General features: G+C 35.7%; 16 protein-coding genes. 6 read left to right on the top strand and 10 right to left on the bottom strand.

What is annotated here, in order from left to right:
* The first annotated feature begins 621 nt into the window (after positions 1–621).
* Together F598_RS0113200 and F598_RS0113205 are read left to right on the top strand one after the other, a co-directional pair.
* Complete coding sequence (locus F598_RS0113200; RefSeq protein ID WP_019039545.1) at positions 622–969, top strand: DoxX family protein; 348 nt, start codon at positions 622–624, stop codon at positions 967–969.
* Complete coding sequence (locus tag F598_RS0113205; RefSeq protein ID WP_019039546.1) at positions 962–1,252, top strand: TIGR03643 family protein; 291 nt, start codon at positions 962–964, stop codon at positions 1,250–1,252. Before F598_RS0113200 ends, F598_RS0113205 begins: the two co-directional genes overlap by 8 nt.
* On the opposite strand, the gene F598_RS0113210 is transcribed toward F598_RS0113205, so the two are convergent.
* Positions 1,253–2,020, bottom strand: a complete 768-nt coding sequence (locus tag F598_RS0113210; protein WP_019039547.1) for a S1/P1 nuclease — start codon at positions 2,018–2,020, stop codon at positions 1,253–1,255.
* Positions 2,021–2,172: 152 nt separating this feature from the next.
* Between F598_RS0113210 and F598_RS0113215 the strand changes: the two genes are divergently transcribed.
* Genes F598_RS0113215 through F598_RS0113225 form a run of 3 tightly spaced genes read left to right on the top strand, consistent with a single transcriptional unit; the run spans position 2,173 to position 5,053 of the window.
* Entirely contained in the window at positions 2,173–2,973 is an 801-nt protein-coding gene (locus F598_RS0113215) for a Cof-type HAD-IIB family hydrolase (RefSeq protein ID WP_026302724.1), read from the top strand.
* A gap of 49 nt (positions 2,974–3,022) precedes the next feature.
* Positions 3,023–4,288 carry a DUF819 family protein gene (locus tag F598_RS0113220; RefSeq protein WP_019039549.1) on the top strand — a complete coding sequence of 422 codons (1,266 nt, stop codon included), beginning with the start codon at positions 3,023–3,025 and terminating at the stop codon, positions 4,286–4,288.
* A gap of 12 nt (positions 4,289–4,300) precedes the next feature.
* Positions 4,301–5,053: a DUF4369 domain-containing protein gene (locus F598_RS0113225; RefSeq protein ID WP_019039550.1), complete on the top strand. Its 753-nt coding sequence runs from the start codon at positions 4,301–4,303 to the stop codon at positions 5,051–5,053.
* Between the two features lie 25 nt (positions 5,054–5,078).
* Here the strand turns inward: F598_RS0113225 and F598_RS0113230 are convergent, their stop codons facing one another.
* From F598_RS0113230 to F598_RS0113265, 8 genes are all read right to left on the bottom strand, one after another.
* The gene (locus F598_RS0113230; RefSeq protein WP_019039551.1) at positions 5,079–5,345 is read right to left on the bottom strand and encodes a hypothetical protein; all 267 of its coding nucleotides are present in this window, start codon (positions 5,343–5,345) and stop codon (positions 5,079–5,081) included.
* A gap of 45 nt (positions 5,346–5,390) precedes the next feature.
* Entirely contained in the window at positions 5,391–6,359 is a 969-nt protein-coding gene (locus F598_RS0113235) for a type I phosphomannose isomerase catalytic subunit (RefSeq protein ID WP_019039552.1), read from the bottom strand.
* Positions 6,359–6,814: a peroxiredoxin gene (locus tag F598_RS0113240; protein ID WP_019039553.1), complete on the bottom strand. Its 456-nt coding sequence runs from the start codon at positions 6,812–6,814 to the stop codon at positions 6,359–6,361. Before F598_RS0113240 ends, F598_RS0113235 begins: the two co-directional genes overlap by 1 nt.
* A 1-nt stretch (position 6,815) precedes the next feature.
* Positions 6,816–7,226: a 6-pyruvoyl trahydropterin synthase family protein gene (locus F598_RS0113245; protein ID WP_026302725.1), complete on the bottom strand. Its 411-nt coding sequence runs from the start codon at positions 7,224–7,226 to the stop codon at positions 6,816–6,818.
* A 4-nt stretch (positions 7,227–7,230) separates the two neighbouring features.
* Complete coding sequence (gene idi / locus F598_RS0113250; RefSeq protein WP_019039555.1) at positions 7,231–7,767, bottom strand: isopentenyl-diphosphate Delta-isomerase; 537 nt, start codon at positions 7,765–7,767, stop codon at positions 7,231–7,233.
* Positions 7,768–7,869: 102 nt separating this feature from the next.
* Entirely contained in the window at positions 7,870–10,197 is a 2,328-nt protein-coding gene (locus F598_RS0113255) for an OmpA family protein (protein ID WP_026302726.1), read from the bottom strand.
* A gap of 1 nt (position 10,198) precedes the next feature.
* Positions 10,199–11,137, bottom strand: a complete 939-nt coding sequence (locus F598_RS0113260; protein WP_019039557.1) for a PorP/SprF family type IX secretion system membrane protein — start codon at positions 11,135–11,137, stop codon at positions 10,199–10,201.
* Between the two features lie 6 nt (positions 11,138–11,143).
* Positions 11,144–15,346 (bottom strand): T9SS type B sorting domain-containing protein, encoded by a 4,203-nt coding sequence (locus F598_RS0113265; RefSeq protein WP_019039558.1) that lies wholly within the window; start codon positions 15,344–15,346, stop codon positions 11,144–11,146.
* A 125-nt stretch (positions 15,347–15,471) separates the two neighbouring features.
* On the opposite strand from F598_RS0113265, the gene F598_RS0113270 reads away from it, so the two are divergent.
* Positions 15,472–17,058: a peptide chain release factor 3 gene (locus F598_RS0113270; protein WP_019039559.1), complete on the top strand. Its 1,587-nt coding sequence runs from the start codon at positions 15,472–15,474 to the stop codon at positions 17,056–17,058.
* Between the two features lie 225 nt (positions 17,059–17,283).
* Here F598_RS0113270 and F598_RS0113275 read toward each other — a convergent pair whose 3' ends face one another.
* On the bottom strand, positions 17,284–17,505 hold the full coding sequence (locus F598_RS0113275) for a hypothetical protein (protein ID WP_019039560.1): 222 nt from the start codon (positions 17,503–17,505) through the stop codon (positions 17,284–17,286).
* Between the last annotated feature and the right edge of the window lie 3 nt (positions 17,506–17,508).

The following is a 17,508-nucleotide window of genomic DNA, read 5'->3' on the forward strand; positions in this document are numbered from 1 at the left end:
TATATATCTTAACGTCTAAATGAATTCAATTCTAAAATTGTCTTCTCAGGAATTAACTCTAATCTTTTACAATTAGTCTAATCTTTTTAATGTTTCTAATTCTATAAGTATTCCTACTTATAATTGTCAATTCAATATGTCAATGAACTTTTATTCTTGTCGTTTAACATCTAACCAAAGACCCTTAAACTCGTACCGCTCTCGCTAAGCGGATGCAAAACTAAAACTTATTTTTGATATAACAAGTAGTAATTATGAGAAAAATAAAAACTTTTTTTTAAGAACGTCTGTCTCTCTAAAACAGGACCGCAAAACTAACACCTTTCTAAGAATCTCACAACCCTTTTTAAGCAAAATAAAATAAAGATTACCCCTATCTTATCTCTTCGTTAACCTTACTTCAATACCTCAATTAGCGGGGTGCAAAACTACAACTAATTCCACTTACCAACCAAAAAAATTGAAGGTTTTTTTTATCTAAATTCTAACTTAATTCATAACACGCTAACTACAAATCAATTAATAGAACAAGTTTGATAAAGCTCACCTTAATACAATTAATAAATACTTAAAATTCTACAGATTTTGAGCGGTCAGCACATAAATTCATAATCTTGTAATATGAAATGGGATCTAATTTTAATGGCAGCGATGTATACATTTGCAGGTGTAATGCATTTTATCAAACCCAAGGCTTACATCAGAGTAATGCCCAGGTATTTAAAACCAAGAAAGTTTTTAGTATTGCTTTCTGGTGGTTTTGAGATTTTGTTTGGTATTGGATTATTATTTGAAGAAACCAGACAATTAGCTGCAATAGGTATTATTTTAATGCTCGTTACTTTTTTTCTTGTGCATTTCAATATGTTAAGAGGAAAAAAGTTTTCTGCCGGTGTTCCTAAATGGATATTAATTTTAAGAATACCTCTTCAATTTGTATTGATTTGGTGGGCTTACACATATGTATAATATGAAAGAGAAAGAATTTACAGTAAGAGAACTTGACAGAATTATAGAAATGGCCTGGGAAGACCGAACTCCATTTGGAGCTATAGAATTCCAATTTGGAGTAACAGAGAAAGAGGTCATTAAAATTATGCAAAAGGAAATGAAACCCTCAAGCTTCAGAATGTGGAGAAAACGTGTTCAGGGCAGATCTACCAAACATAGAAAATTGAGGAAAGGCTCTATGAAAAAGTTTAAATCTTCAAGACAAAAACAGATTACACATAACAAAATCTCTAAACGCTGATTACGCGTAAATATCATTAAGAATAACAGCTAAGCGGATACCTGCTTTTTTCATTTGAATTTTTGCGACATCAAACCAATCGTACATATATCTATAACTTAAGTTTTCATCTTGCTCAGCTGAATTATATACATCTCTTGTTAAATCCCTAACTTCTTCCACCCAATCTAAAAGAGTCCCAGATTTAATAGATTTTAATTCTGATTTTGACATTTCTGGTAAATTATCTGAAAGCTCTGAGTAGCTCATATTATAGCTCTCAATCATTTTAGTATCCCAAACACTATGCATGTTAGTAGATTGTCTAAACCATTTCACTTTAAAATCGTTGGCACCTTTATCTTCTTTAAGACCAAAATGTAAGGGTTGATGCATATCACCGACTAAATGGATTAGCATCTTAAGATAAAATCCCTCTTCTTTTTTGGATAAGCTATTTGATTTTAATTGACGTATACACTCCTCGATTCCAAAGACAACGTCTCCTTCTGGATTTTTATCAGCTTCAGCGTAGGATTGATCAAAAGGTATATTAGCATAATGCCAAGGCTTATATTTATCATACGAGCGATCGCTCTTGATCTCGTCTGCATAAGTAGAAGCATCTGCAATTGATTGTCCGTTCAAGATTTTATCAATTTTATTTTTAACAGATCGCTTTAGGAATCGCTCCGCGGTTTCTCCTACAGTACGATGTCCGTTTTGACCCCAATCATCAGAAGCTAAAAGGGTTTGTGATAATAATAAAAGAGCTAAAATAAATTTCATTTTGATTTTTTTTCAAATATATAGGGATTAAAAACAATACCATAAAAGTTTTCAGTTTATTGACTAGAAAATCTCAAACATTAGTCTGTAAAAAACTAGAAACTTACAATCCAAACTCTTTAATTTGGTCTTTATTAAATTCAGCATTAATAATGATAAATTTAATTTGTAGCGATATTGATGGGACACTTCTCAATGCAAACAGGGAATTATCCCCGTTAACTATTTCTAGCTTTAAAAGTTTAAATCTTCCTGCAGTGCTAATTTCATCCAGAATGCCCTCAGCGATGCATCATTTACAAAAACAACTGGATCTTGAGAGACAACCAATTGTTGCTTATAACGGCGGATTAGTTTTAACAGGAAATGAGACTAAACTGAGTACTACGATTTCCTACGAGTTAGTAAAAGACATCTGTCTGCTAAATATTAAAGGGCTCCACTTGAGTATGTATCGAAATGATGAGTGGTATGCACCACAAGATGATAAATGGACCCAACGTGAAGCTAATAACACCAAAGTGAATCCAACTTTAATGTCGAATAACAAAGTTGTAGAATTATGGGGCAATCAAAAAGCTGGTGCTCATAAGATCATGTGTATGGGTAAAGCCCAACTAATTGATGAATTTTTTAATCAACTAAACACTCATTATGGAGATGAATTACACTTATATAGATCTAAAGACACCTATATTGAAATTGCTCCAAAATCAATTTCTAAACGCTCTGCTATTGAGTTCTTGCTTGAAACTGAATTTAATACAGACCTATCTAAAGTGATGAGTTTTGGAGATAATTATAATGATATTGAAATGCTTGCAGGTTGCGGAATGGGGCTAGCTGTTGGAAACGCTAAAGCCGAAGTAAAGCTTGCTGCCAATAGAGTTATAGAAAATGCAAAAGACGATGGAGTTGCCAAATTTTTAATTCAATATTTTAAACTTGGATAAACTCTTAAACTTGCCAATAATTTATACTTTTACGAACTAAATTTCAAACATGGATTCATCCCCGTTATTCACAAATGACGCAATTGTTCTTGGTATATTGATGCTTTCCATAGCTTTAATATTTTATTCATCAAGCTTAAAATCTGGATTTTGGTATAAATTTTATAAAGTAATACCAGCTTTGTTGATGTGTTACTTAATCCCAGCTATTTTTAATTCGCTAAATATCATAAGCGATTCATCTTCTGAACTCTATTTTGTTGCCAGTCGCTATTTTTTACCAGCTTCGTTGGTATTAATGACTCTGAGTATTGATTTAAAAGCGATTAAGAATTTAGGGTTTAAAGCCTTAATCATGTTTTTAACTGGAACTGTAGGTATAGTAATTGGAGGTCCAATAGCTATTATATTGATTTCATTATTCTCACCAGAAACCGTTGGTGGCGCAGGACCCGATGCGGTTTGGAGGGGTTTATCTACGCTGGCAGGAAGTTGGATAGGCGGTGGAGCCAACCAAGCGGCTATGCTGGAAATCTTTCAATACAATCCCGAAAAGTATGGCGGAATGGTACTGGTAGACATTGTGGTAGCGAACCTTTGGCTAGCTATAATATTACTAGGCATAGGGAGGTCTGATAAAATTGATAAATGGCTTAAAGCTGATAACACAGCTATAGAAGAATTAAAAACTAAGGTTTCTGCCTACACTAAAAGCGTATCCAGAACACCAGAGCTAAAAGATTACATGATTATGCTGGGTCTTGCATTTGTAGCTGTAGGATTTTCTCACTGGGCTTCAGAATATATATCAGAATTTCTAATTTCCAATTTTGAAGTTTTTAGCGATAAGTCTTCAGCCCTGGCATCGTTTTCATCTACTTTCTTTTGGATGATTACTATTGCTACTGCCTTTGGAGTAGGTTTATCTTTTACAAAAGCAAAATCTTACGAAGGTACCGGAGCCAGTAAAATCGGTAGTATTTTCATTTACTTTCTAGTAGCCACTATCGGCATGAAAATGGATTTAGCGTCGGTATTCGAAAATCCAGGTTTAATCCTGATTGGTATCGTATGGATGAGCATTCATGCTGGATTACTCATACTAGTTGCTAAGCTTATCAAAGCACCTTATTTCTTCCTAGCTGTTGGCAGTCAAGCTAATGTAGGTGGTGCAGCATCAGCTCCAGTTGTAGCATCTGCTTTTCATCCCTCACTTACGAGTGTTGGTGTGCTGTTAGCTGTTTTTGGCTACGTCGTTGGTACCTATGCTGCTTTGGGCTGTACTATTTTAATGGAAATTTCTTCAAATTTATAATAAATCAAAACCATGAAATACCTATTTACTCTAATTATTGTATCACTTTTATTGTGCTCTTGTCAAAACAACAACGATAACCTGTTTATCAACGGAAATATTAAAGGCCTCAAAAAAGGTAAGGTATACCTCCAAAAAATTGGAGATTCTAGCCTTGTAAATGTTGATTCCATTGTTATCTCAGGATCATCAGAATTCAGCTTTAGCACCTTTATAGATGAGCCACAAATTATGTTTATAGAACTTGATCGTTATAATGGGGAGAGCTATGAAGAATTAATTAATTTCTTTGCAGAACCCGGAGAACTATCAATAATAACTTCACTAAAGAATTACGGTATTGATTTAGAAGTCGTAACAGAATCTGAAAACCAGAAAAAACTGGAAGAATATAATGAGATCATTAAAAGATTTAATTCAGAACGTTTAGAACTTATCCAGGCTAATTTTGAAGCAAGTCAGTCAAAAGATGAAGAACGCATAGACAGCGTAAATAATAAATTCAATTCAGCTTTAAAAAGGAAATATCTCTATACGGTAAATTTTGCTTTAAATAATAAAGACCTTGAGATCTCTCCCTATGTGATCCTTACTGAAGCTTACGATGCTAATATAAAATATTTAGACACGGTCTATAATTCTTTGAAAAGGCCAGTGAAAAAATCACTTTACGGCCAACAACTAAAGGAATTAATCGAAGTAAGAAAGAAAAATGATGACCAAAGTTTAGAAACTGAAGTTATTGAAACCTCAAAGAAAGAATAATCAATAACCTCAGTTGATCAGATTCTTAAAAGTTGTTGAGTTTTTTAATAAACTCATCAGCTTTTTTGTTGATGGAAGATTTTACTTCTTTTAAGTGCTTTCCTCTATTCTCAACATCTTTTTTATTGATTTGCTCAATTTGTTGGTCAAATTCAGCTATAATTTCATCAACAAGCTCTTCAGTTTTATCTTTTAAATCTTCTGAAGCAGCGCTTTGATTGATTAATACACCGTCAATGATTTCACCAAATCGGTTATTGAGGTCTTTTTTAAGTTGCTTTTTACTAGCCATTTTATATAAAATTAGTTTTTTTGCAAAAGTAAACTAATTTTAAGACTATATGCTTATTTCTAAAAGTTTGGTTTTAGTGGAAGTAATAGATAGTTGATCTAAACAGGCTGGGACCAAAATAGTTTCTTTTGGATGTACAAAATATTCTGTTCCATTATAGTTAAGAACAGCCTTTTCACGTCCTACATTCATGTAGATAATAAAAGAATCAACCTCTGAATAATTGAAATCTAAAGTTCCTTCAACTTGAATAAAATTTGTTTTAAAATAAGGTGATTCAGCCAGATTTACTTTAGAATTGACAACTGGTGTGTAATTGATACGATAATCAGAATTTCTACTAAAGTCAATTGCTTTTAGTGCTAAATCAGTATGAAGCTCTCTAGAATTTCCATCGCTATCAGTGCGATTCCAGTCAAAGATTCGATAGGTAATATCTGATGTTTGCTGAATTTCCGCTAAAAGTACACCAGAACCTATGGCATGAACTAAACCTGGCTTTATAAAAAAAGCATTTCCCTCTTTTACTGGTATGGAATTTAAAGCGCTTTCAATTTGACCTTCCTCTAGTAGTTTCTTATAGTCCTCAACAGTAATATCATTCTTAAAATCAATGATCAATTTAGAGTCTGGCTCTGCATCAGTAATATACCACATCTCTGTTTTACCAAAACTGTTATGCCGTTCTTTCGCCAGCTTATCATCTGGATGAAGTTGAACAGAAAGCTTTTGTTTAGCTTCAATAAATTTTATAAGTATTGGAAATTGAGATTTGAAGGCCTCATACACAGACTTACCCATCAAATCTGAATCGAATTTGAGAATAAGTTCTTGCAAACTATATCCCTCAAGATGGCCATTTTCTACAATGGAGACATCTGAAGGTACGTTACTAAGTTCCCAGCTTTCACCAATTTTTTGTTGATCGAGAGGTTTGAAGGACTTAAAATGCAATTTATTACCACCCCAGATTTTTTCTTTTAGGATAGGCTTAAATTTTAGGGGGTAAAGCATTATTGAAGTTTCTTTATAGCCTTAAGAGCTTTTTGCTTATGCTTGGAAGCATCTAGACTATTGAATTTAAATATTACTTCACCATCAGCATTAATAACAAAAGTTTCTCTACCGGGCACCAAGCCTAAAAGGCTTTTTTTAATTCCAAATTTCTTCCTTACTCTACCTTTCTCATCCGAAAGTAAGGTAAAAGGAAGCTTAAATTTTTTTGAAAATTTGGCATGTGAAGCTTCACTATCATTACTTATACCAATAACTTCTGCTCCAGCCTCTTGAAAATCTTCATAACTATCTCTAAAGCTACAGGCCTCTTTTGTGCAACCTGGCGTAAAATCTTTTGGGTAAAAGTAAATGACTACCGGCTTTTCCCCTATTATCGAATCTGATTCAAACAGCTTTCCATGTTGATCTTTCAGTTCAAACTTTGGTACTTTTTCTCCCTTTTCTAATGACATTTTACTCTCCTTTATAGGTTACAAAATTTCTTGGGGTTTCGTAAAGTGTAATTTCTAATTGATGCCCCTCTTTAAGTTTTGGTTTCAATTTGTTCCAAATAACAACTGAGATGTTTTCTGCTGTAGGATTTAGGTTTTTAAATTCTGGAACTTGTTCATTTAGGTTTTTATGATCAAAAGCTTCTTCAACTTCGGCTTTGATCAAATCTTTAAGCACCTTAACGTCCATGACATATCCAGTTTCTGGATCAATCTCACCAGTAACCGATGCAATTAATTCATAGTTATGTCCATGATATTGCGGATTGTTACACTTACCAAATACCTTTTCGTTTTTGTCAAAATCCCAATCTTTTCTATACAATCTATGAGCAGCATTAAAATGAGCTCTACGGTGTACTGTTACTTTCATATCTTTATATTGAGGATTTTACCATTTCACTTTTATGTTTTTCAAATATAATTTTAAACCACTCTGTGTATTGTTCCGGATTTTCTTTTATATCCATTTCTATGTCATCAAGGCTCATCCATTTCCAATCGTTAACCTCATCCGGGTTAGGCTCAGGAACATCGTTATATTCTCCTATTAAAATATAGTCGTACTCATGTTCAGTTAGACCATTTTCAAAAGGAGCTTTGTAGATAAAAGAAATGGTTTCCTGTAAATCTGTAGAAAATCCCATCTCTTCCATTAGTCTTCTTTTTCCTGCTTCAATATTGGATTCATCGAGTTTTTGATGACTACAACAGGTGTTGGTCCATAAACCTGGCGTATGATACTTAGTCAACGCGCGTTGCTGCAACATTAATTCATTTTTGGAATTGTAAATAAATACAGAAAAAGCTCTATGGAGTTTTGCCTTTTCGTGAGCTTCTATTTTTTCCATAGTGCCTAGGGGATGATCATTCTCATCTACTAGGATCACATAGTTTTCTTTAAGTTCTGTCATAGTCTCAAAAATACAAAATAACTTGAATTTGTTTACAAATAAGAATAGCACCTTTAACCAAAAGGTGCTATTTATGAATTATTTAGTAAATGCTGTATAGAATTAAAATCTGTTTTCACCTCTTAGGCCAACCACAAAAGCGCCCTCAACACCTTTGGACCTAAGTTCCAATTTATAGGCATCAGCCTCTTCTCTGTTCGTAAAGGTTTTGGAAAAGTAACGCTTGTAGCCATCATCATAAACATGACTAAACACGTCCGCTATCTTTTCAAACTGAATATTTGAGTTTTTTCCAAAAGCACCTATTTGTACTGTATAAACTTCTTCAGTAGAATTAAGAAAGTCGTAAATTTTTTCTACATCACTTGTATCATCCTTAGGTGAAACTGTTTCTTTTGCAACTGCTTGCTCCGTTTGATTTGAGGCTATAATCTCCTTGCGAATATTATCTGGGGTTTCATTTTCATTCAAAATAATAAATTCAGATCTCCTGTTCAAAGCATGTTCTTGTTCGGAGCAGTCAATTCCATTCGAGCAATTATTGACCAATTGAGTTTCTCCATAACCTCTGCCAGAAATTCTCTCTCTGCTAATACCAGACTCTTCTACAATATAATCTAGAGTTGAATTTGCTCTTTTATCTGAAAGAATTTTATTATAAGCATCCCCAGCTCTGCTATCGGTGTGTGATCTTACATCGATACGCATTTCGGGGTAAGATTTCATTACTGCAATAATTTTTTGAAGTTCAACTTCTGCGTCTGGTCGAATTTGAAATTTATCAAGATCAAAATATATCGGATCTAACTGAAGCAACTGGCTTAAATCATCACCCTTATCAGCCTTAGTAACTCCTAATTCATTTCCAGGTTGAGCTGTGAAATCTAAAGCATTTTCTGTCCCGAAATCAGAATTGGTCTTAACCAGCTCCTCCAGCGTTGCAAAACCATCTTTAGATACTCTTACTACATATCTGGTATCGCAGTCAACTTCAAATTTGTAAAAGCCTTCATCATCTGTAAGAGTCGACTGGAGAAGATTTAAATCCTCATCAAAAAGTTCTACTTTAGCTTCACTAAGCGCTTCCTCTCCGTTAGTTGTAAAAATCTTTCCACTCAAAGTTTGAGAACACGCCGTCATTAATTTTTCTAACTGATCTACAGCATAAAGATTATCATTAGCATCGGCATCTCCTCTATTGGAAGCAAAAAAACCTTTTCTAAGTGTCGAGTTAATTACAAAACTAAAATCGTCTTTATTACTGTTGATGGGTCTTCCTAAGTTGAAGACCTCTCCTAGATCTCCATTCTCTTTAATCACAGCCACAAAAACATCTAGCCCACCAAGCCCTAAATGGCCATCGGAGGAAAAATAAAGTAAATTATCTTTGCTCACAAATGGAAAACTTTCTCTTCCTTCGGTATTGATGAGTTCTCCTAGATTTTGAGGTTCACCATAAGTATTATTTTCTTTTATTTTTACTCTAAACAAATCAGACATTCCTATGGTTCCTTCCATATCTGAAGAGAAATAAAGCATTTTATCATCGTTGCTGAGAGCAGGATGAGCAACCGAAAAATTATCGCTATTAAAAGGCAATTCTTCTGGCTTTGTCCACTCGCCTTCCGTGTTCAATGTAGACTTAAAGAGTTTCAAATAACTCACTCCATCCTCACCTCTATTGAGTTTATTCCCTGAAAAGTTATTACGTGTGAAATACACCGTTCTACCATCACTGGTGAATGCAGCTGATGATTCATGAAATTTTGAATTTAATGCTTCAGAAAAGTTCTGGGGTTCAGATTCAATCTCTAAAGAATCTGAAATATTGACGCTATATAGATTAAGATAAGGCTGATTATTCCATTCATGAACACGCTTTACCGAGGATGAGACTGGTCTGTTAGAAGCGAATACTAATTGGTCTTTATAAAATGAAGGAGAAAATTCTGAATATTCCGAATTAATAGTTAGCATATTAATTTCAAATCTACCCGACTGCATGTCTATCAATTCCAGGTAATTTCTTTCTTTCTTCAATTTAGAAACTCGACTATCAGAATCATTTAATGCATCAAATTCAAGCATGATTTGATCTGACTTTTCGTAATTCTTTGCACTTTTTAAAGATTGTGCATATCTAAACAAGTATTCTTTAGGTTGGTTAGGATTTAATCGATATAATTTATCATACCACTCTAAGGCTTTTTCCTGATCATTGTTGAAATAATAAGAATCCCCAAGCTTTCTAAATAAATTCTCAGACTCATAGCCGCTTTGAGCAACTTCTAAGTAGATTTTTTGAGCATCGATAAAGGCGTAACCCTCAAACATCTTATCGGCTTCCTTGAGTCTATCAATTTGAGCATAAGAAATACTGCCAAGAAACATGATAACCAATAGTGCTATGTATTTTAAATATAATTTCATATTAGAAAAATCTTGGCGTATACATTCTCTTATATCTTTTGAAGAGTTCAAATCTCGCGAAAAACTCTATAGAACCATCATTATAATTTACTAAAGTTGAAGTGTCCCTGTCGTAAGCCAGACCCATTAAAACAGAGTCACTTACCTGAAAAGCAAAAAGTCCGGAGAATGCAGAATTGAGTCTATAAGCTGCCCCAGCGGTAAATTTACCATTGATCAAAAAATTGGCAGAGGCTTCTGCTAATAAAGGTGCTCCACTCACATGTCTCATTAAAATAGAAGGCTTAAACTTTAAATTAGGATTTAGATCAAAAACAAGACCCGCGGTCAAATAGTAATGAACTCTATCGGTGATGCTAGCATCTTGAACATCACTATCTTCAAACCTGTCGTTTCTTAATAACGAAGGCACGCTTAAACCTACAAAATATTGATCGTTGTAAAGCAATGCCCCTAAACCAACCTGCGGAGACACTCTATTCTCAAGATTGTTAAAAAACTCAGGGTCTGTATTATCAAAGCGATTCAGCTCATTAAAATCAACATTTAATAGATTTATTCCAGCATTTAATCCAAAAGATAGTTTGGTAAAACGAGACACTTCTATCGCATAACTATAAACGCCGTTAATGTCGGTTTCCTGAGTTACTCCTATTTTATCATTAACCACATTAAAGCCGATTCCCATCTGTCCATCTTTGATAGGAGAATGCACAGATAAGGTTTGAGAGGCAGGACCACCATCAAACCCCAGCCATTGAGATCTATGTAGAACTGCAGCACTAAATACATTTCGAGAGCCCGCATAAGCCGGGTTGATGCTCATAGTATTATACATGTATTGAGTGAAGTTAGGATCCTGCTGAGCAAATCCCTGACTTCCCAAGATGAGAAGTAAGATTACTAAACCTGTATGTAGAATTCGACGTGTAGTCATCATTCAGTATTAATTTAAATGTAAAAATCCTTTCTTCATCTGCAATTCTCCTGCTCTGTTGATATATTCTATGATATAAAAGTAAGTTCCAGGGGGAAGACGTTTATCTTTTTGAATTGTGATGTTACCCTCGCTAAAACCGTCAAAACGTATATCTGAGTTATTATAGCCCTCTGCATTAAATACTTCTACACCTTGTCTATTAAATATCTGAACACTATTTTCTGGATAATTTTCAATTCCACTTATTCTGAAAAAGCTATTGAGTTGATTTCCTTCAGAACCTACCGCATTAAAAATGACTATATCATCGATTAAAAACCCATCATTATCTGAAGTTACGGTTTCTCCTGCTACAACAGTGGTTGTTGTAGGGTCAGTCCCTTCAGTTTGTGAAGCATTGACTGGGAAATCTGGATCATCAGTGTTGATCTTAGATTGAGTTTCCCCCGCTAGCACTTCTATCGACCAATCGCCATCACCGTTGGTTTCTGCTTCAAGTTCAGCATCGGTAGTATCTGTAATGGTGATGCTTACATTGGCTATTCCATCCTCATCGCTATCCTGTGTGCCGTTTCCATTATTATCAAAATATAGTTTTCCAATTAAAACACCAGTAGTCTCTTCTAGGAAAAACCCATCAGGAGTCTCATTCACATTGGCATTAGAAGCTATAAAGGTAGTAGTTGGATTGCTTCCCTGAGTTTGGACGGCACCCTGAGGAAAATCTGGGTCTGCTATATCTATTGTAGATTGTGTTTCACCAATACCTACGGAAGTAGACCAGAACCCATTAGCATCTGTGAACAAAGTTTGAGAACTTCCATCAAATTCCAATATCTCAACATCTACATCTGCTATACCTACTTCACCGTTATCCTGTACACTATTGTTATTTAAATCCTCGTAAACAATTCCATTTAAAATTCCCGTTTGATTTTCAGTGAAAAATCCATCTGGTGTTTCAGCAATATCATCACCTACGCTTATTGGAGTTATGGTGGGGTCGGTTCCTTCAGTTTGAACTGCACCTTGAGGGAAATCTGGATCTGTCCTATCTATGGTAGATCTTGCATTACCAGGAGCAACTAAAGTGGACCAGTCTCCCTCAGCATTTGTGACTACATTTTGGCTTATGCCATTACCATCTACAATTTGAACAGTTACATTTGGCATATCTGGATCTGTGGGGTCCTGAGTACCGTTATTATTGTTATCAAAGTATAAATGTCCAGACAAGTTACCCGTTTGAGAAGGATCTTGAATAAAGTACCCATCATTGTCTGATAACGTAGATGCATTAGCAACTACTACTGTTAAACTCGGGTCTGTTCCTTCCGTCTGGATAGCTCCTAATGGAAAGTCAGGGTCTTGTTCATCAATATTGGAAAAGGTATTCCCGGCAGGCACTTCAATTGACCAATCGCCATTAGCGTCTGTTTCAAGAAGAAATACATTATTAAACGCATCTATGATTTCAACATCCACATTGGGCATATCCGGTTCTCCAACATCCTGAGTTCCATTTCCATTATCATCAAAATAAAGGTGGCCAAGAAGTGTTCCTCTAAGGTCTGGGTTGGGAATAAAAAATCCATCATCTTCAGAAAAAGTAGTATTTCCTACCGTAACAAATGTTGAAGTCGGATCTGTCCCTTCAGTTTGGGTCGCTCCAGGAGGAAAATTAGGACCTTGCTGGTTGATGTCTGAAATAGTTGTCCCGGCTGGAACAGTTATCGACCAGTTCCCAGAAGCATCTGTAGTTATAGTTGTTAAACTACCAAATACATCGGTTATGATAAGTTCTATACCCTCTAGGTCTGGCTCACCATTATCTTGATTCCCATTTGCATTAGTATCTGAGTAAAGATGACCTGTTAGCGTGCCGGTTTGATCTGGATCGGTAACAAAAAAACCATCATTATCTGATAAAATAGTACTCTCTGCAGGTACTAAAGTTAAGCTAGGATCTGTTCCTTCAGTTTGTGTAGCTCCCGTCGGGAAATCAGGATCGTTATCATCGATATTAGAAAACGTGTTTCCTGCAGGGACTTCAATTTCCCAATCTCCATTAACGTCAGTTTCCAAAATGGTAACTACACCAAACGAATCTATAATTTCCACATCTACATTAGGTAGGTCTGGTTCTCCAATGTCTTGAGTGCCATTTCCATTAGAATCCAAATAAAGATGACCTAATAGCGTTCCGATAAGGTCTGGATCTGGAACAAAGAAACCATCATTATCCGAAAGGGTTGTTACATCTGCTATCACAAAAGTGAGTGAAGGATCTGTACCTTCAGTTTGACTAGACCCTTGTGGAAAATCTGGATCATTCTCGTCGATATTTGAAAATGTATTTCCTGCTGGTACCTCTATAGACCAATCTCCGTTTACATCTGTTTCTAAAATAGTTACAAATCCAAAAGAGTCTATAATTTCAACATCAACATTCGGCATGTCAGGTTCACCAACATCTTGAGTTCCATTTCCATTAGTATCGAAGTAAAGATGTCCTGTAAGAACACCTGTTAAAGTGGGATCATTATTGAAAAACCCATCATTGTCAGACAATAATGTCGTCTCAGCAACCACGAAAGTAGTGGTAGGATCTGTACCCTCAGTTTGAACTGCACCAATTGGAAAATCTGGATCACTCTGTTGTATATCTGATGTTGTATTTCCGGAAGGAACAAGAATAGACCAATCACCATTTGCATCCGTTGTTAACATCGTTACATCCCCAAAAGAATCTGTGATCTGTACATCAATATTAGGTAAATCTGGCTCACCGCTTTCTTGATTCCCATTTCCATTGGTATCTAAATAGAGGTGTCCTGTAAGTGTCCCCTCAAGTTCAGGATCTAATTCAAAAAAACCGTCGATATCTGACAAGACATCGTCACCAGCAGTTAATTGAGTTAAGGTTGGATCTGAACCTTCGGTTTGTGTAGCTCCAGTTGGAAAATCAGGGTCAAGGTTATCAATATTGGAGAATGTGTTACCGGCTGGAACTTCTATTTCCCAATCACCATTAACATCAGTTTCAAGGATGCTCACACTTCCGAAAGAGTCAATTATTTCTACAGTCACATCAGGCATATCTGGCTCTCCTACATCCTGAGTACCATTTCCGTTATCATCAAAATAAAGATGTCCCCTTACAATTCCAGAACCTAAAAATCCATCAAATTCTTGAAAAGTCTGACCATTAATGATTTCTGTAGTAGTGGGGTTATCTCCATCGGTTTGAGATGATCCGGTTGGAAAATCGGCATCACCTTCATCAATCTGAGACACTGTAGTTCCCTCTGGAACTCTTGTGCTCCAGGACCCAACCGCATCTGTTGTTAAGGTAATAATTTCTCCTAATGAGGTGGTAACCTCTACAGTCACATTGGGTATACCTTGCTCTCCAGCATCTTGATTACCGCTACCATTATCATCAAAATAAAGAATTCCAGATAAAATTCCGGATTCAAAAAAGCCATCGTTTTCTGTAAAGGTTTCTTGACCCTGAGGTATAAAATGAGAAGAGGGATTAGTCCCCTCAGTTTGAAAAGCACCAGTTGGGAAGTCTGGATCGGAAGTTACGACTTGAACTTCAATATCTCCAAATAGCACCGTAGCTACCCAATCGCCTTCTGTATCCGTGGTTACTGTTTGAGAGTTTCCATAGGGGTCAGTGACAAGAACATCAACATTAGGCATATCCAATTCTGTTGTATCCTGTGTTCCATTACCATTTTCATCAAAATATAAATGTCCTGTAGCATCCCCCTGAAAAGTAAAGCCTTTGGTTTCGGCCTGAACTGTGTCATTAGCAATAACGATAGAAGTACTAGGATCTGTCCCTTCGGTTTGTAAAAAACCGGCTGGTAAACTTGTTAAATCGATTATAATATTAGCACTACCCTCAATGACCTGAGTTGACCACAGCCCATCAGAGTTGGTTAAGGTTGTTTGACCATTTCCATTGGAATTAACTACAATAACTCTTACTGCCTCTAAGCCAGGCTCTTCAACATCTTGAGTTCCATTAGCATTGAAATCTGCATAAACCAATCCTTCTAATGTACCTGAAGCACTTAACATTTGCATTAACTCTTCAAATGGGTCTGGAAGCACAGAAATTGGTTCTTGTGAATTGACCCTCAGACTGGTAAATAAGAGGAACAACAAACCAAAAAGAGATGAAGTAGTTATTCTCATGTAATAGATTATTTAACACAAATATATATTAAAGATTTTAAAAAAAAATAATTTCATTTAGCAAACATTCTCAATAAATAGGTAGGAATGATTGATTCTGGACGATAAAAAATTAAATTTGCAGCATGAAAATAAAAAATGAAATCAACCGCCGGAGAACCTTCGGTATCGTATCCCACCCAGATGCAGGTAAAACAACATTAACAGAAAAATTACTATTATTTGGTGGAGCTATACAGGAAGCAGGTGCTGTAAAATCGAATAAGATAAAGAAGACTGCAACCAGTGACTTCATGGAAATTGAACGCCAACGAGGAATTTCAGTAGCCACCTCCGTGTTAGGCTTTGAATATAAAGCCATCAAAATCAATATACTAGACACACCTGGACATAAAGATTTTGCAGAAGACACCTTTAGAACATTAACCGCTGTCGATAGCGTTATTGTAGTCATAGATGTCGCTAAAGGGGTGGAAGAGCAGACAGAGAAGCTTGTTAAAGTCTGTAGAATGCGTAATATTCCCATTATCGTATTTATCAACAAAATGGATCGGGAAGGTAAAGACGCTTTCGAGTTACTGGATGAAATCGAACAAAAATTAGGACTTCATGTCACTCCTTTAAGTTTCCCTATTGGCATGGGCTACGATTTTAAAGGAATCTATAATATCTGGGAAAAAAACGTTAATCTATTTACAGGTGACCCTAAAAAAGATATTGAAGAAACTGTTAAAGTAAGCGACTTATCGACAAATGAGATTGACGAACTTATCGGTACCGACTCAGCGGATACTCTTAGAGAAGAACTAGAACTTGCTCAGGGAGTTTACCCCAAATTCGATATAGAAGAGTATAAAAAAGGAGAGTTGCAGCCCGTCTTTTTTGGGTCAGCTTTAAATAACTTTGGCGTACGCGAACTATTGGATTGTTTTATTGAGATTGCTCCTCCTCCTAGACCAAAAGAAAGTGATATCCGGGAGATTAGACCCGAAGAAGATAAATTTACAGGATTTGTTTTCAAAATCCACGCTAATATGGATCCTCGCCACAGGGATCGATTAGCGTTTGTTAAGGTAGTTTCGGGTAAATTTCAAAGAAATAAGCCCTATTTACATGTCAGAAGTAATAAAAACTTAAAATTTTCTAGCCCCAATGCCTTCTTCGCAGAACGTAAAGAAATCGTTGATGAAATGTTTCCAGGGGATATCGTTGGACTCCATGATACTGGAACTTTCAAGATTGGAGACACGCTTACCGAAGGTGAAATTCTTCAATATAAAGGCATCCCTAACTTCTCTCCAGAGCATTTTAGGTACATTAATAATGCAGACCCAATGAAATCTAAACAGCTTAACAAGGGCATTGAACAATTGATGGATGAGGGTGTTGCTCAACTGTTTACACTTGAACTTAATAACAGAAAAATCATCGGAACCGTAGGTGCACTCCAATATGAAGTCATTCAATACAGACTAGAGCATGAATATGGCGCCAAATGTTCTTATGAAAATATCAATGTGCATAAAGCTTGCTGGGTAGAACCAAAAGACCCTAAAAGTGACGAGTTTAACGAATTCAAACGGGTGAAATCTAAGTTTCTGGCTAAAGACAAAACAGATCAGTTGGTGTTTCTTGCCGATTCTGAATTCTCACTACAAATGACACAACAGAAGTATCCAAATATTACATTTCACTTCACTTCAGAGTTTTAATTTTCTGGAGCCGGGAACCTGCTTTCCGCTACAAGTCCTCCCCCCAACCCCCAAAGCCTTGGGGAGGGGGTTGCGGGCTTTTCACTACAATCAGGGCTAAAACAATTGAAGATGATGGACTTGTATGTAAGTAATAAACTCAAAGTTTTTTGAGTAATTATGGATTGGATAGATCAACTTTAAAATTATAGTTAGAATTAAATTAGGTCACTCATCTTTAGAAGATCAAGATGTCAAGTTTCGATTTTCTTCATCTATAAACACATAAGCCGAGGCGTAGTAAGCTATGATCCCAAGTATAGGTAAAATCCAGATGATGGGAATGAATATAACTCTTTCCATCATTTTTTTATGAACAACTAAAATATGAAGAGAAACTATCACATTGATTCCCACTAAAGACATGATAAAAATGTGGATCAAAGGTTCTGGTAGTATTAATTCCATAAG

The sequence above is a fragment of the Psychroflexus tropicus DSM 15496 genome (genome assembly GCF_000378765.1).
Taxonomy (GTDB): Bacteria; Bacteroidota; Bacteroidia; order Flavobacteriales; family Flavobacteriaceae; genus Psychroflexus; species Psychroflexus tropicus.